Below are 20,265 nucleotides of genomic sequence, written 5' to 3'. Positions count from 1 at the left end.
TGTGTTTTTGACCGCAGGGTACCGCAGCCTTACCGCTCTGAACTCCGTGCCGGTTTTTAAAGACGGGTGTTGAAACTCTCCTTTTATTTACCTCCTATACTTGCTACCTTTGCATCGGACATTAAAAAACTGTAACCAATTGACGTGCTTGCATTATGAAGATCCATGAATACCAGGCGAAAGAAATTCTGAAAGATTATGGCGTAGCGGTCCCGGATGGCATTGCCGCCACCAGTGTAGATGATGCGGTTGAGGCCGCTGAAAAATTGAAAGACAACGGGGCTACGCTTTTTGTGGTAAAAGCGCAGATCCATGCCGGTGGTCGAGGTAAAGGACGGACCAAAAACAGCAATTCAAAGGGCGTTATCCTGTGCGATTCCGTCGATGAGGTTAAAGAAGCGGCCGAAGGGTTGCTGGGGGACACGCTGGTTACTGTACAAACCGGGGAAGAGGGCCAGAAAGTCCAGCGCATCTACATTACGGACGGGGTGGATATTGAACAGGAGTTCTACCTCGGTATTTTGCTGGACCGCGCCAAAAGTAAGAACGTGATTATGGTCTCCACCGAAGGAGGAGTAGAGATCGAAAAAGTGGCAGAGGAAACACCCGAAAAAATTGTAAAGGAGTGGGTGGAGCCCGGGATGGAGCTTCAGCATAACCAGGCCCGGCACCTCGCTTTTGCACTGGGGCTTGAGGGCGACGCATTCAAAAAAGCGGTCAAGTTCATTATGGCTCTTTATGAGTGCTACCAGCAAACCGATGCCAGCCTCGTGGAAATCAATCCGCTGGTACTTACCCCCGGCGGGGATGTGATTGCGCTCGATGCCAAAATGACTTTTGATGACAACGCCCTGTTTCGCCACAAGGATATTGAGGAACTGCGTGATGAGTCAGAGGAAAATCCCATTGAGCTGGAGGCGGCTGAATTCGGACTTAACTACATCAAGCTGGATGGCAACGTCGGCTGCATGGTTAATGGCGCCGGGCTTGCGATGGCGACCATGGATATCATTAAACTTTCCGGCGGTGATCCCGCCAACTTCCTGGATGTCGGCGGAAGCGCCAACGTGGATACGGTAAAAAACGGCTTCCGAATTATACTGGAAGATCCGAACGTAGAGGCTATCCTGATCAATATTTTTGGCGGTATAGTACGTTGTGATCGTGTAGCCAACGGCATTATTGAAGCGATTAAGGATGAAGAGATCGCCCAAAAGGTGGAAGATGTCCCTATTATCGTGCGGTTGCAGGGCACCAACGCTGAAGAAGCGAAGAAGATTATCGATAACTCTGATCTTAATGTGATTTCTGCAGTACTGCTCAGGGAAGCGGCTGATGAAGTTTCAAAAGTACTGGCGGCCTGACCTGCATTTTCACAAGTATTCCGGTTCTGTTACGGTACCCCGTTAAAGAGCGTATGCTGCTGCGGCTCAATAATTAATTCGGGTGTTAAACGCGGCAGGACTCCAGCCGGAAACTGCACCTTTGTAAAAACGTGCCGGATTCAACAGGTCCGGCGCGTTTTTTTAATTCAACGTGAATTTCAGAGAGGTAAACCCAGGTTTTATACCAACGGTTGTGTTGCCAATCTGGGTATATCTTTGCATTCGAAATTCTTATTCAGCAGATATAAATTTCGGCTGCGAATATGCCCAGGTGGGAATATGGATGTAATCTTTGCTAAACACCCTCTTAAAAGAAGAAGGTTATGAGAAAGAAATCATTTCGCTATTCCGCATACATACTGGTAATACTGAGTGCCATATTTTTCGGGGGGCGTTCATTCCTTTACTACACCCTTGAGGAAGAGGCGATCGCCACGCGGCCCAACGGATCCGAGACCCCCGAACAGTTTGGTGCTCCTTCTGAGCAGTTTGTATTCGAAAGTCACGGACGGCCCCTGCACGCTTCCGTGGTGCACGCCGAAGAGGCAGACAGCACCACGCCGGCTGTTTTGCTTTATCACGGCCGGCGCGAAACGATTTCGCGCTGGGCCGAAGTTCAGGCGCTTTTGTATCAACACGGGATTACGTCAATGGTGTTCGACTATTCCGGCTTCGGCAACAGCAGCGGCGAGCCAAGTATCGAAAATTTGCATAACGATGGCATCGCCGCCTGGCAGTATTTTGTTGAGCATGTAGCCCGCAGCGGCCAACCCAAAATAGCGCTGGGCCACTCCCTGGGTACCGGTATCCTTATGAGCGGGGTAGACCAGCTGAATCCCTCTCCCTCCCTGGTGGTTCTCAGCGCCCCGTGGTCTACCGCCCGCTCCGCCGTTATTCACCTGGGGATGGCTCCTGAAGAGATATACTATCTTCTCCCCGATGTATGGAACAACGTGGAAGCGGCCAAAAATGCCAGGAATATGGAGATCCCACTGCTGGTTGTACATGGAACCGAGGATCGCATCGTTCCCATCGAGATGGGTCGCGAGGTAGCAGCGGCCGGGGAGGGTCAGTTCATTCCGCTGGAGGGCTATGGTCACCGCGAGATCGCCCGCCGCCCCACCACAGAGTTGTGGTCTCCGGTTTTAGAGGCGATACAGGCCCACAGAAACTGATACTACCTATGCGGGTAAAATCCCAAAATCGGTGGCAGTGCTATCTCAAGAATCGGGTGTTGTGGATGCCTGTACACAGGTTCAAGGCTGAGGAGGATAATATTCCGGGGATGGTTTTTTCTGTAGTGGCGCTATTGAGTAGGTGCCGAATGTATAGTTAAATGTAAATTATGTACATTGATGTTTGATAAACCGGTGAAAAATCGTCATTCAGGTACGCAATTATGAGTAAAAAACGCAATTCTGTATCGCCCCGAAGGGGAAAAATAATTGAGGCACTGGAAGAAGCCGGAGAGGCGTTACAGATTCGTGAAATTGTTGACAGAACTGGGTTGGAATACAATAATGCGCGCAGTGCTCTCTCCGAAATGACAAAAATGGACCTGCTGGTACGGGTGCATCGCGGTGTCTACGACTTGCCGGAACGTGTTGAAAAGGCAGAGATGGAATCACCTGACCATCCACTTCAAAAAATATTGCTCAACCAGCAGATTCTTAAAGTACTCCTCAATATCGTGATCACAAACAAGTCTCTCATGGAGGCGCTGCTGCTGGGTCAGCAGGAGATTATCAGTACTATCCGAAAAATCAGTCCTGAAAATAAAGAAGGGGAAGAGGCCATTAATGACCTGGAGGAGATTTTTGCCAAGCGGGTGGAGTGGCATTTTGATATCGCTGCAGAACAGGTGGTGGAACAGTATACCAAGCTGCCGGAGGAGGTGCTGGACGTGCTGGTAGCCCCGCTTACCCGCGATAAAGAGTCTGAGGGCAGCTTGATATCACGACTCCGCGAAAAGTACAAGTCTCGTGAAGAACACGAGGTCGAACCTGGACAAGCGGAAAACCCGTCGTCCAGTTAGAATGCCTGCGGGGGCTTTGAAAAGCCGAAGCAAGATCCAGTACAGACGCGACTTGTCGCTTCTCAACGAGCTCTCACGCCTGCTGGGGCTGGAGCGGGCGCCCCATTCACCGTCTTGATCTTTTATGTACCTTTTGGATCAAGCCAAAAGAAACACCTCTTTCATCAGAATAAACTTCTTTTTCTTTGATGGGACTTTCTAATCGGCTTTCCCTGATCGTTGTTTTCAAAAATGAGCACCTCAATCACCGGTTATGAATTGGTAGATCATGATTTGGTATTTGTCTGGGGAAGAAAGTCCTGCTTATCCCCTTGCTCCCTCATACCAAGTCAATTTTTGGGTGAGCCGATCCGACCAAAAAATTTGAGTATAATATTCAGCAACCTTTTTATTCACTTTCCCAAAATTCTTTATTACTTTAGACTCGTTCTAAACAAGAAGTTCAAAGTCATTATTTATGCAATCTTACAGTACTATCGCACTGACGTTTTCCTTAACATTGTTGGCTGGGATATTTTTTGTGACCGGTTGTGATCAGGGAGAGGGAGGGCAGGAAGCAGAGCGCCGGCAATTTGCCAAGGTCAACCAGGAGGAAACGCCCGAACTGGCGGAATATATGCAGCATATCCGCCGGTATACACATAAGCTGAGCCTGTCGATAAAGGAACGGAACAGCGATCTGGCCGACTTTTACATGCACGAACTTCAGGCTTCTGCCCTGGCGGTAAAGCAGGATGTGCCCGGCTACGAGGGATACGATATCGCGTATTTTACGGAGTTGATGTTTGATCCGGCGGTTGATACGCTTCGCACTTCACTGAGTACCAGAAACTGGAAATTAATTGAAGAAGATCTGGATAATCTTGTCAACTCCTGCAATACCTGCCACAACGCCACGGGACATGAATTTATCAATGTGACCTCGGGAATGGAAAAGAATCCCTACAACCAGGTCTTCAAACCGGAAGAGTAGGATGGTTTGGAATTCCTGAAGGTCACCGGCTTTTCCTGTCGGTTTACAGGGTGAAACCGGGACGGTTTTTCTGATTCGAATCCGTAGTGAATGTAGTTAATCTATGCACATCCGCTTTGATCAGAACGAACGGATACTAGCCCGTATTTCTCACGATAATGTATGCACAAATCATGTACCCTAGAGGCAGGCAGTATCTTACATCATATGTTACCGACCTTTTTAGTTGACAGGGTGTAAAGCGGTGGGAGATTTGTTCTTCAGCTGCGTTAAAGGGAACATCACCTGCTCAACGTACAACGGTACTTCAGCACGGCCATTTCCTCTTTGCCTTGCTGAAGAACAAATTTCCTGGCGAGAAATCCAGGCCGGTGTCGGGTCAAATCCTGGATTTCAGCTGTTAACGACAGAACGCGGATACCACCGGTCAGGCTGATCTACACAGGTAGATCATTTTTAAACGGGCTGTTGGAATATCTATTTAGCGGTAAATCAGCAGCAATAGTGTTACCTGTGTTCCAGTATCCAGCAAATCCGAATGGCTATGGTTGGCAGGACACTGGTGTTTTCCTAACTGGACTGACGTTTATAGTTCACTGTTCACGGAAAAAGTCTTATGTTTGAGTCCGATTAATCAAATCCGAAAACGACAGATATTTTTTCATAAATACAGATACGATACATTATGGCAGATCAACGACGGGTTGTAGTAACCGGCATGGGCGCACTTACGCCGCTCGGGCACAATGTAAATGACTACTGGAATGCTCTGAAAGCGGGTACCCCCGGAGCAACGAGAATTTCAAAATTCGATCCCTCGGAATTCCGAACACAGGTGGCCTGTGAACTCAAGGATTTTGACGCCGGCGACTACCTGGAACACAATACAATACGGCGAACCGATCCATTTACGCAGTATGCCCTGATTGCTGCGGACGAGGCTATCGAAGACTCCGGTCTCGAGATGGAGAATATGGATCCGTTCGATGTAGGAGTTATATGGGGAAGCGGCCAGGGCGGCATGGAGATTTTCGAGGAAGAGGTGCGAAACTACGCGGAGAATGACTACAGTCCCCGTTTTAGCCCGTTTTTTGTCCCCAAGCTGATTGTCAACATGGCATCCGGGATGATTTCGATGCAGCACGGAATGATGGGAATCAACTATACAGCCGTTTCAGCATGTGCCACTTCCAATACGGCGATTATGGATGCGCTGAACTATATTCGTTGGGGCCAGGCAGATGTCATCGTTACCGGGGGGTCGGAAGCCGGCATTACGGAAGCGTGCGTGGGCGGGTTTTCCGCGATGCGGGCGATGTCTACCCACAACGAAGATCCCCAGCGTGCGTGCCGGCCGTTTGATGTGGACCGCGACGGGTTTGTGATGGGTGAAGGAGCTGCGGCCCTGGTGCTCGAGGAATATGAGCATGCCAAAAAGCGCGGGGCCCCGATCTATGCCGAAGTCGTCGGCGCTTCCATGACGGCCGATGCCTACCACATGACGGCTACCCACCCGGAAGGGAAAGGGGCTAAAGAGGCGATGCGGCGGGCCCTGGACGAAGCGCAGATAGCCCCCGAAGAGGTGGACTATCTGAATTGCCATGCCACTTCCACCCCCGTAGGCGACCTGAGCGAGATAAAGGCGACGGTCTCTCTCTTTGGAGAAGAGCCCAGGAGCCTGCACATCAGCGCCACAAAATCAATGACGGGTCACCTGCTTGGGGCTGCCGGTGCCGCTGAAGCGGTCGCTTCTGTCAAAGCGATACGGGAAGGGATCATCCCGCCGACAATCAATACCGAAGAGATGGATGAGCAGATTCCCGATACCCTGAATATTGTTCTCAACGAAGCGGTTGAAACCAACGTGGATGTGGTGATGAGCAATACCTTCGGGTTTGGAGGACACAACGGAATTGTGGTGTTCAGAAAGGTATGATGAGACTTTCGCCGTGTAATAAAAAAACCTGCCGGATTTTCAAAGCCCGGCAGGTTTCTTATTATCGATGAACCATACTGTAAAATTACTGCTCTTCATTGCCTTTGTTGATCACCCATGCAATCAGCACGCCGATCAGGATGCCGGCCACGAGCAACAAAAACCCAAGCATGTTACTTTGCATTTGAAGCATAACTCAGGGATTAGGGTTATAAATTACATTCCTTGTTATAATATAAGCCGCACGAATTGCCCTTTCTATGCCAACATCTCGAAAAGGAAGGCCTGAAAAAAATCGATGTACCTGTCTTGTCAATTATTTGATAACCCGTTGACTTAGTCGCGTCTCAGCACTGCTGCTTGGCATACCGGCAATAAATAAAAAACCTGCTTCCCATTGGAAAGCAGGCTGTGTGATGACAGTGCAGTGGATTAGTGCTTATTCATAATCCAAACTTTGAACGTTGATCGCACTCAATCCCTTGGGTGTTTCTTCAACTTCAAATTCTACATTCTCTCCATCTTCAAGTCCTTGGTTGTAGCCAAGATTTTCGACGTTGTTTCGGTGTACAAAAATATCTTTGCCACCTTCGTTAGGTTTGATAAATCCGAAACCTTTTTCCGTATCAAACCATTTTACTGTACCTTGTTGCATAATAAATATAGTAGTGTTTGGCCACCATACGTAGAATGAACTAATGCAAGAATTGCGTTATCGCGTCACTTAATATCAGAACACCAATCGCAGGTGGGAATTAAAAATAACATTGATAATAAAGGGATAGCTCAGGAATATTCCAAATAAATATTACAGAAAATAGTACCGCCCGCCGGTTAAATCGGGGTTTTGCGTATGTGGTAAAAATAAATATAGGTTTCTGAACTATTCTTTGTACCTTATGCTCGTTCTGAAGTTACACCATTCCCGCTTTTAGGTGTTTGGTTTACTGGTTCCTTACATCCCTTCTTTATTGAAGTCTGTCGGTGCCCGTTGGTTACAAGCGTTAAGTGGGATCAGGCACACGCCGGGTTGGCGTGTTAACGTAGCAACAGGTACTTATTCATTTTTTAATTCAACAACCTGATTAGACAGATTTCCCAACTAACATCCTGAACAGGGTCTTTCCCTGGACAACACCCGCCGTATCGCCCTACAGCGATAGCAGAGGGGAGCTTTACGCTTCTCATGGGTGAATGGTATAGAACCAACGATACCCTGGAGTTAACAAGCCGTTCCGATGGGAGTGGCGGAGTTACCGAGAGATCGTTTAGCCGGGTTTCAAACTCAATACTTTTTTGATGAACGAATCAACATTTAACGAACTCCAGCTCAGCGACGAGCTGTTACGTGCAATTACTGAAATGGGCTTTGAAGAGCCTACCGCGATACAGGAACAGTGTATTCCCAAAATACTTGAGGGTTCTGATCTCGTGGGACAAGCCCAGACGGGAACCGGCAAGACGGCCGCATTCGGAATCCCGATGGTGCAAAAAATCGATACCGGCAGCAAAAATGTGCAGGCGTTAATACAGTGTCCCACGCGAGAGCTGGCGATCCAGGTTACAGGCGAGCTCATCAAGCTGGGCAAGTTTGTGGGGGGCTTGAAAGTTGTTCCCGTCTACGGCGGACAGTCAATTGGCCAGCAGATAAAAGCGATAAAACGGGGTGCGCAAATTGTGGTTGGTACTCCGGGCCGTACGATCGATCACCTTCAGCGGGGTACCATGAAGATCGACAACCTGAACATGATTGTCTTTGACGAAGCGGATGAAATGCTCAATATGGGCTTCCGCAACGACATGGAAAAGATACTGTCGTATACGAACGGTCCCATTCAAACCGTGATGTTTTCTGCTACGGTTCCGCGGGCGATCCGCGATATCATGAATCGCTATATGGATAAACCCCAGACGGTGACCATTGAGCGGGAAGCGATTACGGCACCCAATATTGAACAGTACCTGGTGGAGGTACGCGATTCTGTACGTACCGATGCGATTTGCCGATTTATGGACACCAATGACTTCACGCTGGCCCTGGTGTTTTGCAATACCAAGCGGAAGACGGAGTCGCTTACCAATGAGCTGATTTCCCGCGGGTACGGCAGCGACTTTATTAATGGCGACCTGAGCCAGAACCAGCGCGACCGCGTTATGGACAAGTTTCGCAAAAAGCAGATCGATATTCTTGTTGCCACCGATGTGGCCGCCCGCGGTATCGATGTAGAAGATGTGGATGTGGTCTTTAATTATGATGTGCCGCAGGACCCGGAATATTACGTGCACCGTATCGGCCGCACCGGGCGTGCAGGACGCTCCGGCAAGGCAATTACGTTTACATCGCGCCGCAAGAACAAGCAACTGAAGACGATAGAGCGGCAGATAAAAAACAAGCTGGATTATCTGGATATGCCGAGCAGTGCGGAGGTTCGGGAATCGCGCTTGTCGAGCCATATGGACGAGGTTGTCGAAAGCCTGGAAAAAGGAGGCCTGGGCGACTGGATCGATCAGATAGAATCATTTACGGATACGGATGAACGGTTCACGACCATTGAAATAGCCGCCGCTCTGCTCAAGTTGAAAACGGGCGAATTGGAGGAAAAGAAAAACACTCAGCCGTTCAAAAATAACAAGGTTGACTACAATGATGACTCAATGGTGAAACTTTTCTTCAGCGTTGGTAAACAGAACAAGGTTTATCCCGGAGACATTGTGGGGGCTATTGCGGGTGAAACCGGAATTCCCGGGAATGTTATCGGCAATATCGATATTCGCCGAAGCCACTCATTCGTGGATATCCCCGGAAACTATGTGGGCCAGGTTATCCAGGGAATGAATAAAAACAGCGTGAAAGGCCGAAAAGTGAACGTAAAAGTAGCCTGATTCGGTATTATTATTGTTTGTATTTCAGCCTCATGGCAACACGTCATGAGGCTTTTTAATATCCAGTCTATTCGGCGAACAGTTGCAACTTCTCGAAGCCCGGGTCTAATACTACGGTATATGCGCTTTTCCCGTGCCGTTTCACAGCACGTAGCGCGACCTCTTTTCCGTCAGCTTTGCAATGGCCGGGCTTAAACGGCAGCCCGATAAAGGTCACCTCGATATGATTGTACAATGGATTGTAGGCACCCTCACTGCCTGTCGACAGCCGGATGCCCTGGCTGTTGGGCTCAAATCGAAATATCGTGTGGCGGTATTCTCCCTTTTTATACCCGTAACCCTGGCCGGTATCTTCATAGAGCGGGCTCTCTGCCGGCTGATCCCCGTGGTATACCAGTAATCCCAGCTTTTCGGGGTCTTTTTCCCCGGTGTACTGCATTAATTCCCGCATCGGCAAGACGGTTCCCGCTTTGATAAAAAAGGGAATGTTCGACAGGGGCGTGTTGATGTCGTGTTTTTGTCGTCCCGCCAACCGCGTATCATCCCAGAAGTGGTACCAGTCTCCCTCGGGGAGATAAATTCTCTTGGTTTTCCGGTTTTTTTCAAGAACCGGGCTCACCAGGATCTGGTCCCCAAACATAAATTCATCCGCCGCATCCAGGGTATGGGGATCTGACTGATCGTGAAATGCCAGGGGACGCAGTATGGGCGTCCCATTTTTAACGTACTGGCGGAAAGCGGTATAAAGGTAGGAGAGTAATCGATACCGAAGGCCGATGATTTCCCGGGCAATAGTGGTGGTTTTCTCGTCAAATGACCACGGTTCCTGGTCGAGCGTTTCCTTGGTTTTCTTTTCTTCCACCTCCTCCTCGTTAACCGCGGCGGCTCCTTCAAGGTGGTACCCCATGCTGTGGGTGCGGAACAGCGGATGAAAGATGCCCAGTTGCAGCCAGCGGGTGTAAAGCTCGGGACTTGGCCGATCCACAAAGCCCCCGATATCGGTTCCGCAAAATGAATAGCCGGAGACACTCAGCCTGAGGCACTGCTCGTGCCCCAGCCGCAGGTGATCCCAGCTGGCGATGTTGTCTCCGGTCCATAGTGCGGCATAGCGCTGCCCCCCCGCAAAGTTGGCACGCGTCAGCAGGAAGGGCCGTTTCTCAGGTGCATGTTTTTTTATGCCCTGCAGCGAGGCCCGGGCCATCTGCATGCCATAAATGTTGTGAGCCTTTCGGTGGCTGCACGGGTGCCCGTCAAAATGGTGCCGGATATCGTCCGGAAACGTTTTGCGCCGTACCTCAAAGACGGCCGGCTCATTCATGTCGTTCCAGATTCCGCTGATGTTCAGTTTTTTGATAAAATCATCATACAGGTCGCCCCACCATTCGCGTACTTTCGGGTGGGTGAAGTCGGGGAATACCGTTTTGGGCGGCCACACAGGACCGATCATCAGTTCTCCGTCGGGACGCCTGCAAAATACGTCATTCGTCCGCCCATCCTCGTACACTTCATATCCCTTTTCTGCCCGTATGCCGGGATCCACCATCACGATGGTCTGGAATCCTTCCTCTCCCAGGTCTGCGATCAGCTGTTTGGGATTGGGAAAATAATTTTTGTTCCAGGTAAATACCTTGTATTCATCCATATAGTCGATATCCAGGTAGATCGCATCGCAGGGTATCTCAAGATCGCGAAAGGTGCGTGCAATCTCCCGCACTTTTTTTTCGGGATAGTAACTCCACCTGCACTGGTGGTAACCAAGTCCCCACAAGGGCGGCAGTTCCGGGGTTCCGGTCAGCCGGGCATAGCGCTCGGCTACAGACCGCAGTTCCGGTCCGTTGATGAAGTAATAGTTCATCTTTCCGCCTTCCGAAGCAAAAGTGAGGGTACGGTCCTTGCGCGAGTCAAAATCAAAGATCGACCGGTAGGTATTGTCCAGGAATATGCCGTAAGCCCGACCATCATGCAGCGCCATATAGAAGGGCACGGATCGGTAGAGTGGGTCATCCCCCCGTTCAAAACCATAGGCATCGGTATTCCAGTTTTCATATGAACGTCCCCGCAGATTCTGTTTAATCGCCTTGTCGCCCAGCCCGAAATACCGGGCACCCGCCGGGGCTTCCTGCGAAATGGAAACTTCAGTAGTGCCCTTCATCAGGGTTTCGCGCTTGTAGTAGCCCCGGTTATCCGCACAGAGGAGATGCTCCTCTGCATTGTAAAAACGGACCAGCATCTGCTCTTTGGACACCCGGCAGGTGACGGCAGAGGTGCTTATTTCAATATGGTCCGCTTGGTTCTGCAGCGTATATTCCCCCGGCGGGGGATCAAATCGGGGATCAAGGGCGTAAGAAAAGTCGTTCCGGCTGTCCCCTTCCGTGGTATAGGTCAGCTGAAGGATGTCCGGAGTCACTATGGTAATGTTGAGCTCAATATTGTTGTCAGATGTCAGTGTTACTGTATGCTCATCCTGCTGAACTGAAACGATGGTACCGGGCCTGAGCCGTGTTGCCACATCTGGATATCGGGGAGCATCCTCCGCTACCTGCAGATTTTCTATCTGTTTGTTTGCCATTGGCCGTGTTTTCTTGTTATTACATAAGAGGTGCCTGTGTTCTCAATGTGCACCGCACCCGTGATTGTCAAATGTGATGTTGTTGCCCGGCGGGAGTTCGCAGCGCGTTCACCCGGGGAAGTTGGGAAAGAAGATGAATAATAGTGGAAAAAAACCGGTTTTTTGAGTCGTCTTTCCAGGGGGTCCTGATAAATCTGCTAAAGAAGATACCCGTTTGCCAGTTCAGTATATTCCTGCACCTGCTGCCGTTTCCACTCTTCACCGGTCTGGAGCTCATCCGCCATCAGGGTGGCTACCGTTTCGGCCATTTCTATACTGGCGCGGGCGTCCAGCAGCAGGGCCCGGGTGCGGCGGGCCAGTACATCCTCTACTGTTCGTGCCATTTCGCTGCGTACTGCCCAGACCACCTCGGCGGGGGTATAGGGCAGGTTGGGATGGATCGGCTCGCCCCAGCCGGGATGGTCCTGTGCAATTTTTTTGAGTGAAAGGGCATCAGAACCGTACATTTCAAAGGGCTCGGCGGCCTCGGAATTTTTAAGCCATCCGTGCAGACGAAGGTTCTCCGTATTGGATTTCCGCTCATCAAGTCCCGCCACCAGGGCTGCCTCATCTACGGTATCTTCGGCCATCTTGCGGTAGGTTGTCCACTTTCCTCCCGTGATGGTTACCAGCCCTGAGGGGTCGATCAGCAGTGTGTGATCCCGGGATATCGAGGACGTATCTTTGCTCCCGCCCCGCGAAACCAGCGGTCGCAGACCCGCAAAAACGCTGAGCACATCTTCCGGTTCCGGGTCTTTGGTAAGATAGCGGGCCGCATGGGTGAGGAGGAAATTGATCTCCTCCTCCTGGGCCCGCGGTTCCAACGACGGTTCATCGATAGGGGTATCGGTGGTTCCCACAATAATGCGATTGTGCCACGGCACCGCAAAAAGAACGCGCCCGTCATCGGTTTTGGGAACCATTATGGCACTTTCGCCGGGTTGGAACGATTTGTCCAGCACAATGTGGACACCCTGGCTGGGCTGGATAATCCGATTGTTGTCGGGATTGTCCATTTTACGGATGCTGTCGGTGAAAATACCCGTGGCGTTGACGACTACCCGTCCCTGGATCTCAAATTCGTGGTCTTCCTCCTGGTCCTCCACTTTTACGCCCGTTACTAGGTCATTGGCCTTGAGCAGGCCGGTAACTTTCATATAGTTGATGCCTACGCCATCATGGTCAAAAAGGGTCTGAACAAGATTTATCGCCAGCCTGGAATCGTCAAACTGGGCATCATGGTAGATAACCCCGCCGTTCAGATCTTCCGGTTCCAGCGTGGGAATGTATTTCAGTGTCTCTTCTTTGGAGAGGTGTTTCGAGGGACCCAGCCCCAGGTCGCCGGCCAGCTTGTCATAAATTTTGAGGCCTATTCCATAAAATGGGCCTTCCCACCAGTCGTAATTGGGTACAATGAACGACTGGTTTTTGACCAGGTGCGGCGCATTTTTGCGAAGTAAGCCGCGTTCCCGGAGGGCTTCCAGGACCAGTGCCACATTGCCCTGCCGGAGATAGCGTACCCCGCCGTGGACCAATTTTGTGCTTCGGCTGGAGGTGCCCTTGGCAAAATCGTGCTGTTCCAGCAGCAGTGTTCGGTACCCGCGTGAGGCCGCCTCCACCGCCGTCCCCAGGCCGGTTGCGCCTCCGCCGATTATAATGAAATCCCATATGTCGGGATCCTCTTTTAACTGATCTACCAGTTTATTTCTGTCCATAATGAGTTAAAATTTTAAAATTCGTGAGAATGGATGTACAAAAAATGACATCAAATCCATGTTAGTCTTTTTTCCATCCCTTGGCCCGTTCTACGGCCTGGTGCCACCCGGCGTACATCTCATCAACTTTGGAACGCTCCATCCTGGGCTCGTATCGCCGTTGGATTTTCCATTGTTGAGAAATTTCCTCCCGGCTTTCCCAGAAGCCGACTGCGAGCCCGGCAAGGTATGCCGCCCCGAGCGCGGTGGTTTCGGTTACTTCGGGACGAATTACGGGCACCCGCAGCAGGTCAGCCTGGAACTGCATAAGCAGATTGTTGACCGAGGCGCCCCCATCCACGCGCAACTCTTTCAGGTTGATCCCCGAATCGGACTCCATGGCTTTGAGCAGGTCGGTGGACTGATACGCGATCGACTCGAGGGCGGCGCGCGCTATATGAGCAGCAGTGGTTCCGCGGGTAATCCCGGTCATGGTACCCCGGGCGTGGGGATCCCAGTGGGGGGCTCCCAGCCCGGAAAAAGCCGGCACCAGGTAGACTCCATCGGTACTTTTGACCTGGGCGGCCAGGGATTCTACCTCAGAGGAGGATTTTATCAGGTTCAAGCCGTCGCGGAGCCACTGCACCACCGCCCCGCCGATGAACACGCTGCCTTCCAGGGCGTATTCCACCTTGCCATTTTGCTGCCAGGCTATGGTGGTCAATAAGTTGTTCTCCGACCGTATCGGTTCGGAACCGGTATTCATAAGCATAAAGCAGCCGGTCCCGTAGGTGTTTTTGGCCATGCCTTTTTGGGTACAAATTTGACCGAAAAGGGCGGCCTGCTGATCTCCGGCAATACCGGCTATGGGAATTTCGGTGGCAAACATGTCGTCTGCTGTTTTTGCATACACTTCGCTGCTCGAGGCTACATCGGGGAGCATGCTTTCCGGGATGTCAAGAATTTTCAGCAGCTCAGCATCCCATTCCAGCTCATGAATGTTGTATAGCAGCGTACGGCTGGCATTGGTAACATCCGTGATGTGCGTCTTTCCGTTGGTCATGTTCCATATCAGCCAGGAGTCGATGGTCCCGAACAACAGGTCTCCCTTCTCCGCTTTCCGGCGGGCGTCTTCTGCGTGATCCAGTATCCACTTTATTTTGGTGCCCGAAAAGTAGGGATCGAGTACGAGACCCGTTTTTCGCTGGAACAGGTCGCCGAGTCCCTCCTCCTCGAGCTGGTCGGTCAGGGATGCGGTGCGCCGGTCTTGCCAGACGATCGCGTTGTAGGCCGGTTCCCCGGTTTTTCGATCCCATACGACGGTCGTCTCCCGCTGGTTTGTAATGCCGATGGCCGCGATGTCGCGGGCCTTGACGCCAGCTTTTGATAGAACTTCGGCAGCTACCGATACCTGTGAGGACCAGATTTCGTTGGGATCGTGTTCGACCCATCCCGGGTGGGGAAAATATTGTTCAAATTCTTTTTGGGCTACCGATACAATACGGCCCTTGTTGTCAAATAGGATAGCGCGTGAGCTGGTGGTTCCCTGGTCGAATGCAAGTATGTATTGTTGGTTACTCATGTTCCCTGGTTTATTAAAACTTCTGTTTTTGTTCACTTGTCTCTGGCTTCCAGTCTCTTTTTCCCGGAATGGTCCCGGACCTAAAATTTTTTGGGTGCCCACCTGCCCGGCGCGTCGTTCATGACGAACTCCATTCTTTCAATGGTACAACCATGCTTGTGTGAGGAATGTGGATTCATTCCATATACCGGGTTTTTGTCCACTTTACATTAAATAAATAGATGTAATTATAAAAATGCCGTTAGCCTGCTTTTTTACGGAAAAATTGGTTTGCCCTTTGGCGAAGCAGGCGGGACAATATTGCAGTCTTGCACACGCTGTTGATTAATGTGGATCACAAAATTGCAAAGCCCTCTGCAAACTATTGTGATACATGCAGTGAAAGTATTATTGTATAAATAATCGTGAAATGCGCGTTAAAAAATATTTAGCGGGCTATATGCTCTCGCCCTCCACCCGCTATTCTGTCAGCATGTCAGAATAGGAGGTACTCACCAGGTCATCGTCCGAAATATTGAACAGCTTACGGTAAAAGTTACATTGTTGGCGAAGCGTCAGTTCCCCGATATTTCCATTTCGGTCGATCGCTTCAATCTCTACAAAGGTACCCAACCCGCGAACCTTGTCAATATGAAATTTTACGTTGTCGACAAAGTAGATTTCACGCTGTTTGTAGACGATTACCTTCAGGTCGAGGGCTGCCGTCAACAGGGATTTTATCTCTTCAGAGTGTTCAAAGGGCACCAGTTTGATGGTTGAAGACGTTGGATCCGGGGTATCCGCCCGCGCGTAGAAAATGAGGTTATTTTCGATGGTCCCCTCCCGAAGCTTTAACCGCCCGCCGGGGACTTTAAAGTAGGTGTCGACCTGGTGGTCCGTTCCCTTGAAATCGGCTCCCCGTTCCTCAAGGAGCGACCGTATGCGGTCGGGATTGCGGCACCGCGCTTTTATTTCAACATTCAGGATATCCATAAAAAATAATTTGCATGTGGGTTCTGACTGTGCTCATGCGACCGGGTCCACTTCGTCTGTCTCCACCCCTGCCCACGCCAGGTATTTCCGGCGTATCTCGATGATGTGCTGTTCCAGGGTCTCTTTTTCCCAATCGGTTGTATCAATGGCGGGATGAATATGAGCGGTGGCCTCTCCAGGCCTGGTAAGCAGTGAGCTGCCGGCACTGAGTTCCCGGTTTCCTTCAAAATAGATTGGTACAATCGGGTAGCCCAGGTCTACCGCCATATGAAAGGGCCCTTTTTTAAAAGGACCGATAATCCCGGGATGTTTTCTGGAGCCTTCTGGGGCCAGTAATATGGAGAGCCGTTGTTCCCTGATTCTCCGATAGGATTTTTGCAGGGTGGATATCGCCTGTTTACGGTCCTGCCGCTTGATAAATACTTGTCCGGTCAGTCGCCCCACGATAAAGAAAAGTGGATTGTACTGCAGCTCCCATTTGGCCACAAACCGAATACGGGGAAGTCCCAGTGCAATAATCGTCAGCAGGTCTACCGTGGAGCTGTGGTTTACCAGGTAAACAACAGGCCTGTTAACCGGCTCTCCATGCTGTTGAATATTGAACCGGATGCCGGAGGCGGCAAATACCGGTTTCATCATCAGGGGTCCAATTTTTTCCATCAGAAAATTGGTGAGTTTCCCGACAGAAACGATCAGCAAGAGGGCAATAACCGGCGTTGCCATGAGAAAGACAAGGAAGAAAACGGTAATCCCGAACAGGCTCCTGATAATGTTCCACAACGTAAGTTCTGGCCGGTCCATGCAGTGTTTTCGTTAGCTTTCGGCTTGAATATATCGATGCTTTCCGGGTAATGTTAATTCAACACCGGATCCGGAAAAGCTTGTCCGGCTATGGTGCCCTCCCATTCCAAGGGATGAAAGGGTAACATCGACTGAAACTGAATCCGGCGGTTGCTGGTGATGTCATCGTTTTCGACCGCGGCTCAACAAGCCGATGACTACGCTGAAGAGAGCAGAGCCAAGTATGGACCAAACGATGGGAAAGGTTTCCCCGTCGATATTTATGGGAAGGAGGTACGTTAGTCCGAGCTCGGCAGCCATCCATTTGCCGATTAGGGCCCCGATAAAACCCACTGCTGCAGATACCAGGCAGCCTCCCATTGAATAACCGGCTATACTTTGACCTAGAGCCCCGCAGATAGCGGCGATTACCAGTAGAATGAGAAAGCCGGAAAAAGTCATAATATGCTGTTTGTTGTATTTCCGTAAATTGGAATTCCACGCAATTTTCAGGGGAATGGCTGTCCCGGTTTAAAGAACCGCCGCTAAAACAGCGCGATGCCACTCACTGATCTTCCTGTAATACCACCGCTGATTCCAGGGGCTTGATGACAACCTTGTCTTCGGGATCGAACAGCAGCCGGTTATCGGTGTGAACCAGGTATCGCTCCCCGTTCAACATGACATGGTAGGTGATGTCGTGGCCCTTGAATTCCCGGTTGACGACCGTGCCCACGCCTGAATCGAGTTCAGCGCCGTTTGGCTTTTCCAGCGTAAGGTGTTCGGGACGTATTGAGCAGAGCACGCGCCCCCGGGCACAGCAGTTGAGATGCAGTTTGCCAAGTTCAGTCATCACTTCTTCCTCTCCCGCGGCCTCCACACGGAACAGGTTGGTGCGCCCCAAAAACTGGGCTACAAACTTGGTTTTCGGCTTGTAGTAGACCTCTTCCGGGGTGCCGACTTGTTCGATCCGCCCATCGTTCATCACTGCAATGCGGTCGGCAAAGGAGAGGGCCTCCTCCTGGTCGTGGGTAACCAGCAGCGCACTCATGCCGGCTTTTTTCAGGATGCTGCGTACCTCCTTGCGGGTAGATTCCCTCAAAACCGCATCGAGGTTTGAAAATGGTTCATCGAGCAATACAAGTTTGGGCTTGGGAGCGATGGCGCGGGCCAGAGCCACCCGCTGCTGCTGCCCACCCGAAAGTTCGCTTGGGTTTCGGTCTTTATAGTCGCCCATGCCTGTCCGGCAAAGCACCTCTTCAGCGTAGACATGCCGTTTATGTTTAGGAATATCGGTAAGACCGAATGCGACATTGTCGATCACGGAAAGGTGGGGGAACAGGGCGTAGTCCTGGAATACGAATCCAATGCCCCGGTCCTGGGGGGCTACGTGCCGGTCGGGGGACTCGAGCAGTTCTTCTTCTACATAAACTTTCCCCTCGTCGGCGTGTTCGAACCCGGAAATAAGCCGCAGGCAGGTGGTTTTGCCACAACCACTGGGGCCCAGCAGCGCAAAAATTTCATTTTCCCTGACTTCGAAAGTCACCGAATCTACCACCGGCCCGTTGTCATCAAAGGCCTTGGTCAAATGGTCTACCCTGAGTAGTTGTTTCATATTTTGTTCCATTCACGCGAAAATAAAAGACCGACAAAAAGCGTCGAAAATATTAAGATTGTAAATGCAAAAGGTGCGGCTTCCGCAAACATCGCTTCGCCGGTATAGGACCATACGTTTAACGCAAGCGTATTGAATCCTATTGGAGAAAGTAAGAAAGTTATCGATAATTCTTTCATGGCGGATAAGAAAACCAAAGATGCCGATGCAATAATTCCACCGGTAAGCAGCGGAAGTGTAACTTTTACAAATGATTTGAACGAGGAGTATCCCAGCGATTTTGCCGCATCTTCCAGCTGGGGTGGCGCCTGGTACAGCGAACTGCGTATAGGACCGATCCCCTCCGCCAGAAAGTGGAGCGAATAAGCAATTACCAGCAGCAGGAGCGTTTGGTACAAAAATGGAGTTACATAGAGCGAAAAGAATACAAATGCCAGGGCAAAGGCTAGAGGGGGCGTCGCATACCCCAGGTACGCCACCCGCTCCAGCAGGTTGGTCAAATTGCTTTTGAAGCGCACGCCCACGTAGGCGATGGGCAGGGCCATAAGGGTGGTAAGCAGCGCCGCGGGCGCCGAAGCGGCCACCGAATTCCAAAATGAAGACAGCAGGTCATCGGAAAGCTCAGAGAAAGGGACCTCATTCAGCCAGTAGCCGATGGATGAAAGTGGAAGCAGAATGGCCACCAGGGAGAATAGAACGACAAAGGCATAGGCGGGGAATTTCCAGCTCCCGAGCTCCAGGTATTTTCGTTCCCGGCTGGCCCCGCGTCCGAGCCGGTAAAAAATGGCTTTGCGCAGCAGACGGTACTCAAGGACCAGGGCTGCGGTGGTCAGGGCGAGCAGCATCAGGGCGAGCCAGGCGGCGTAAATGCGGTCGTACGCCGCTACGTACTGAAGGTAGAGAGCATAACTGAAGGTCTCGAACCGCATCAGTGAAACGGTACCGAAATCTCCGAATACGTGAAGGCTGACCAAAAGAAAACCTGCCAGAAACGCCGGTTTCAGCTGGGGGAGAATGACACGAAAAAAAGTGGACTTGGCATCGTGACCCAGCGAACGGGAGGCCTCCTCTATCGAGGGATCCATCCCCAGCAGAGCTGTTCGAAGATTCAGGTAGAGATAGGGAAAAGTGCAGATGCTGAGCACCAGCAGCGAGCCCCAAAATCCACTGGGACGTGGAACTATAACCCCGAACCAATGGGAAAAAGTACCGTTATAGCCCCCCAGTCCCATAAAAGCATAAGCCATTACATAGCCCGGCATCGCCAGGGGAATAACCCCGAGCAGGGTAATCAGTTTGCGCGCCCGAATATTACAGCGCGCGGAAAGATAAGCCAGTGGCAGTGCCATCATGGTATCCAGCACAAGTACACCCCCTGTAAGCAGGAGGGTATTGGCGAGCAGCCGCAAATTGCGTACCCGCAATACCACATCGTTCAGAGTTTCTGCCGAGGCCCCGAAAGCCCTGATCAAAAGGTAGAACAGCGGCAGCAACACGCCTATGGAAATAAGGAGAACGGGTACAAGGAGGTACCAGGGAAGCGTATTTTTTTTATGTAGTTTTATTCCCAGAATCGATTACCTACAGGTAAATTGAATTTGAAAAAGCAGTTGAGTCGCGAACAGTCTGCGTGATTCAACAGGCGTTAACAGTGTTAACATCAATGGCAAGGAGCTTTTCTATACCAGCTGAAAATTTAGACCAAATCTAAATAGATAGGCGTTTCTACGCAACTTTAAAGTGAAGATCCGATGTGGAGTGGGTACCCTGTTAACCGCCCGGTGGTAAGATGCTTGAGAAGA

General features: G+C 50.8%; 15 protein-coding genes. 6 read left to right on the top strand and 9 right to left on the bottom strand.

Annotated elements, in window-relative coordinates:
- Positions 1 to 155: 155 nt before the first annotated feature.
- From sucC to fabF, 5 genes are all read left to right on the top strand, one after another.
- Entirely contained in the window at positions 156 to 1,364 is a 1,209-nt protein-coding gene (gene sucC, locus ACG2E4_RS08830) for an ADP-forming succinate--CoA ligase subunit beta (protein WP_395276302.1), read from the top strand.
- 344 nt (positions 1,365 to 1,708) lie between these two features.
- Positions 1,709 to 2,560: an alpha/beta hydrolase gene (locus tag ACG2E4_RS08825; protein ID WP_395276301.1), complete on the top strand. Its 852-nt coding sequence runs from the start codon at positions 1,709 to 1,711 to the stop codon at positions 2,558 to 2,560.
- Positions 2,561 to 2,784: 224 nt separating this feature from the next.
- Positions 2,785 to 3,420, top strand: coding sequence for a hypothetical protein (locus ACG2E4_RS08820; protein ID WP_395259663.1), 636 nt, complete (start codon positions 2,785 to 2,787; stop codon positions 3,418 to 3,420).
- Positions 3,421 to 3,922: 502 nt separating this feature from the next.
- Positions 3,923 to 4,393 (top strand): hypothetical protein, encoded by a 471-nt coding sequence (locus ACG2E4_RS08815; RefSeq protein ID WP_395276300.1) that lies wholly within the window; start codon positions 3,923 to 3,925, stop codon positions 4,391 to 4,393.
- Positions 4,394 to 5,078: 685 nt separating this feature from the next.
- On the top strand, positions 5,079 to 6,329 hold the full coding sequence (fabF, locus tag ACG2E4_RS08810) for a beta-ketoacyl-ACP synthase II (protein ID WP_395276299.1): 1,251 nt from the start codon (positions 5,079 to 5,081) through the stop codon (positions 6,327 to 6,329).
- A 439-nt stretch (positions 6,330 to 6,768) separates the two neighbouring features.
- Here the strand turns inward: fabF and ACG2E4_RS08805 are convergent, their stop codons facing one another.
- Positions 6,769 to 6,984: a cold shock domain-containing protein gene (locus tag ACG2E4_RS08805; protein WP_310684212.1), complete on the bottom strand. Its 216-nt coding sequence runs from the start codon at positions 6,982 to 6,984 to the stop codon at positions 6,769 to 6,771.
- 644 nt (positions 6,985 to 7,628) lie between these two features.
- Here ACG2E4_RS08805 and ACG2E4_RS08800 point away from each other — a divergent pair.
- Positions 7,629 to 9,212, top strand: coding sequence for a DEAD/DEAH box helicase (locus ACG2E4_RS08800; RefSeq protein ID WP_395276298.1), 1,584 nt, complete (start codon positions 7,629 to 7,631; stop codon positions 9,210 to 9,212).
- 67 nt (positions 9,213 to 9,279) lie between these two features.
- Here the strand turns inward: ACG2E4_RS08800 and ACG2E4_RS08795 are convergent, their stop codons facing one another.
- From ACG2E4_RS08795 to ACG2E4_RS08760, 8 genes are all read right to left on the bottom strand, one after another.
- The gene (locus tag ACG2E4_RS08795) at positions 9,280 to 11,781 is read right to left on the bottom strand and encodes a glycoside hydrolase family 31 protein (RefSeq protein WP_395276297.1); all 2,502 of its coding nucleotides are present in this window, start codon (positions 11,779 to 11,781) and stop codon (positions 9,280 to 9,282) included.
- Between the two features lie 197 nt (positions 11,782 to 11,978).
- Entirely contained in the window at positions 11,979 to 13,535 is a 1,557-nt protein-coding gene (locus tag ACG2E4_RS08790) for a glycerol-3-phosphate dehydrogenase/oxidase (protein WP_395276296.1), read from the bottom strand.
- Between the two features lie 61 nt (positions 13,536 to 13,596).
- Positions 13,597 to 15,096 (bottom strand): glycerol kinase GlpK, encoded by a 1,500-nt coding sequence (gene glpK, locus ACG2E4_RS08785; RefSeq protein WP_395276295.1) that lies wholly within the window; start codon positions 15,094 to 15,096, stop codon positions 13,597 to 13,599.
- A 459-nt stretch (positions 15,097 to 15,555) separates the two neighbouring features.
- A complete protein-coding gene (locus ACG2E4_RS08780) occupies positions 15,556 to 16,068 on the bottom strand; it encodes a class IV adenylate cyclase (protein WP_395259656.1) in 513 nt (170 codons plus the stop codon).
- Positions 16,069 to 16,101: 33 nt separating this feature from the next.
- Positions 16,102 to 16,869, bottom strand: coding sequence for a lysophospholipid acyltransferase family protein (locus ACG2E4_RS08775; protein ID WP_395276294.1), 768 nt, complete (start codon positions 16,867 to 16,869; stop codon positions 16,102 to 16,104).
- A gap of 162 nt (positions 16,870 to 17,031) precedes the next feature.
- Positions 17,032 to 17,310 carry a hypothetical protein gene (locus ACG2E4_RS08770; protein ID WP_395259654.1) on the bottom strand — a complete coding sequence of 93 codons (279 nt, stop codon included), beginning with the start codon at positions 17,308 to 17,310 and terminating at the stop codon, positions 17,032 to 17,034.
- Between the two features lie 103 nt (positions 17,311 to 17,413).
- Positions 17,414 to 18,463, bottom strand: a complete 1,050-nt coding sequence (locus tag ACG2E4_RS08765) for an ABC transporter ATP-binding protein (RefSeq protein WP_395276293.1) — start codon at positions 18,461 to 18,463, stop codon at positions 17,414 to 17,416.
- Positions 18,460 to 19,959: an ABC transporter permease gene (locus tag ACG2E4_RS08760; protein ID WP_395276292.1), complete on the bottom strand. Its 1,500-nt coding sequence runs from the start codon at positions 19,957 to 19,959 to the stop codon at positions 18,460 to 18,462. The genes ACG2E4_RS08765 and ACG2E4_RS08760 overlap by 4 nt, the downstream gene beginning before the upstream one ends.
- Between the last annotated feature and the right edge of the window lie 306 nt (positions 19,960 to 20,265).

It is taken from the genome of Halalkalibaculum sp. DA384 (genome assembly GCF_043951955.1).
Lineage (GTDB): Bacteria > Bacteroidota > Rhodothermia > Balneolales > Balneolaceae > JAMQKA01.
Note: the sequence above shows the minus strand (reverse complement) of the source record. Positions and strands in the feature narration are given on the sequence as shown.

Coding starts and splice junctions, on each gene's coding strand:
- sucC (WP_395276302.1), top strand. CDS start 156: ATGAAGATCCATGAATACCAGGCGAAAGAAATTCTGAAAGATTATGGC.
- ACG2E4_RS08825 (WP_395276301.1), top strand. CDS start 1,709: ATGAGAAAGAAATCATTTCGCTATTCCGCATACATACTGGTAATACTG.
- ACG2E4_RS08820 (WP_395259663.1), top strand. CDS start 2,785: ATGAGTAAAAAACGCAATTCTGTATCGCCCCGAAGGGGAAAAATAATT.
- fabF (WP_395276299.1), top strand. CDS start 5,079: ATGGCAGATCAACGACGGGTTGTAGTAACCGGCATGGGCGCACTTACG.
- ACG2E4_RS08805 (WP_310684212.1), bottom strand. CDS start 6,984: ATGCAACAAGGTACAGTAAAATGGTTTGATACGGAAAAAGGTTTCGGA.
- ACG2E4_RS08800 (WP_395276298.1), top strand. CDS start 7,629: ATGAACGAATCAACATTTAACGAACTCCAGCTCAGCGACGAGCTGTTA.
- ACG2E4_RS08795 (WP_395276297.1), bottom strand. CDS start 11,781: ATGGCAAACAAACAGATAGAAAATCTGCAGGTAGCGGAGGATGCTCCC.
- ACG2E4_RS08790 (WP_395276296.1), bottom strand. CDS start 13,535: ATGGACAGAAATAAACTGGTAGATCAGTTAAAAGAGGATCCCGACATA.
- glpK (WP_395276295.1), bottom strand. CDS start 15,096: ATGAGTAACCAACAATACATACTTGCATTCGACCAGGGAACCACCAGC.
- ACG2E4_RS08780 (WP_395259656.1), bottom strand. CDS start 16,068: ATGGATATCCTGAATGTTGAAATAAAAGCGCGGTGCCGCAATCCCGAC.
- ACG2E4_RS08775 (WP_395276294.1), bottom strand. CDS start 16,869: ATGGACCGGCCAGAACTTACGTTGTGGAACATTATCAGGAGCCTGTTC.
- ACG2E4_RS08770 (WP_395259654.1), bottom strand. CDS start 17,310: ATGACTTTTTCCGGCTTTCTCATTCTACTGGTAATCGCCGCTATCTGC.
- ACG2E4_RS08765 (WP_395276293.1), bottom strand. CDS start 18,463: ATGAAACAACTACTCAGGGTAGACCATTTGACCAAGGCCTTTGATGAC.